The 1565-nt window shown below is 43.6% G+C and carries 3 protein-coding genes; 1 reads left to right on the top strand and 2 read right to left on the bottom strand.

Annotated features, from left to right (window positions below):
* Positions 1-151: Hok/Gef family protein (locus tag E0D98_RS24065; RefSeq protein ID WP_001367784.1), on the bottom strand; the 151-nt coding region annotated here is incomplete at its 3' end.
* A 332-nt stretch (positions 152-483) separates the two neighbouring features.
* Between E0D98_RS24065 and E0D98_RS24060 the strand changes: the two genes are divergently transcribed.
* Positions 484-726 (top strand): hypothetical protein, encoded by a 243-nt coding sequence (locus E0D98_RS24060; protein ID WP_001398505.1) that lies wholly within the window; start codon positions 484-486, stop codon positions 724-726.
* A gap of 92 nt (positions 727-818) precedes the next feature.
* Here the strand turns inward: E0D98_RS24060 and E0D98_RS24055 are convergent.
* Positions 819-1565: sulfatase-like hydrolase/transferase (locus E0D98_RS24055; protein WP_165941058.1), on the bottom strand; the 747-nt coding region annotated here is incomplete at its 5' end.

Here is a 1565-nt window from a genome sequence, read left to right as displayed (position 1 = left end):
AACGTTTAACTTCGTAGGCTAACGTTGCCACAAGCACTGTGTTTCCCTGCTCGACACGGAATCCGCAAAGCGAATCCCTCACCATCCAGACAAAACACAGTATCGTCACACAGACGACAATTAACATCGTTAAAAACGTTCGTTGTGGCATCGCAGCCCCTCCATTGCCTTTCGGCCGTCATCGGGCTACTATAATGTTGTCTAGGCATTACAGTGGGCCCTGGGTTGATTGATAAAAAAATCGCCTGGGGCTTTCTGCTACATGCCGTCCACAAAACGCTTTCGGCATACAGCCTCAAGCGCCCGCCGCTATTCTAATCGATTTTCAGTCTGCCACAATCGTTTTCCACCTAATGACATGTTATGCACAACAGTATTTTTACGGGAAACTACACGGCAAGGATTCCCGGAACACGTTCATTATTTGATGGTTACAGACATCATGTTAAATCCGGAAGTAATAATGACCTGAAAGGAAATACTATGAGTAACGAATATCAAAGCACCAGTATAAACCCTGATGTTTTTGAACAATTTCTTACCCTCCTGAATACACACTGTAAATCATCAGAAGCTGCACTTGCCATGCTGAGTACACTCTGCTACGAACTGATGAGGAGGAGTGGGATCCATTCACTGGACAGCCTGATGCTCAACGGAGAAGGTATATTGATACAATTACAGGGGGCTGATATTCGCGAAAAAACAGGTCAGCATATTCACTGATCCAGGGATGTGCTGAAAACAGTGTCAGCCTGAAATAAACGTTCAATGCCTCATACACATGAGGCATTGAGCACGGTCATAAATAATCTTTATTATTTTTCTGATTCAGCATTTCCGGTCAGTATCGGCTCTTCTGGCAAAGACATTACCGGAACGTCACGTTCACCATTGAATACAGAAACACTTTCAGCGAAATCATTCTGTAACAAAGAAAAACTTAACGGCAGATTTTTGGTTTGTATCCCTGTGATCCATTGAAAAATCTCGGGAAAACGACGTGCACTGATATGCACATGATTGAGGTGGTGCTCAGTAATATCACTGGCCATCATCATGAGAGGTACATCGTATCCCGAACGCAAACCTGGCGCATGATGCACAGGGGTGCTGTCTGAACTGACGGATTGCCCATGATCAGAAAAATACAGCATGGCAAAATCATCACCATGCTCTGTCGTCATGTTATAAATTGCCTGAAGAAACCGATCCAGCTTAAGCAATGTTGATAAATAACAGGATACTTTATTTCCGAATAATTCCCTGAATGGCTGTGCATCATTAAAAAGTCGGTCACAGGGATTAGTGTGAGACCCCAGCATATGAATAAAAATCACTTTTGGAGAAGACGAGTTAACAGCTTCCCTGACATACTGAAGCATATCCTCATCATCAATGCGAAGGGAAGAAGAGCTCCCTTCCTTAAGAAAATGTTTTTTATCCGCATTGGCGGCGATGACAGAAATCAGCGTATCATGTTGCCCTAAAGAGCCCTGATTTGATATCCACCACGTCTCATACCCGGCTTTTCTGGCAAGCGTAACAATATTATTACCCGGATT

The sequence above is a fragment of the Escherichia sp. KCJ4928 genome (genome assembly GCF_004352695.1).
Classification (GTDB): Bacteria; Pseudomonadota; Gammaproteobacteria; order Enterobacterales; family Enterobacteriaceae; genus ECMA0423.
Note: the sequence above shows the minus strand (reverse complement) of the source record. Positions and strands in the feature narration are given on the sequence as shown.

Excerpts from the sequence above, each read along its gene's own strand:
- E0D98_RS24060 (WP_001398505.1), top strand. The coding sequence starts at position 484 with ATGAGTAACGAATATCAAAGCACCAGTATAAACCCTGATGTTTTTGAA.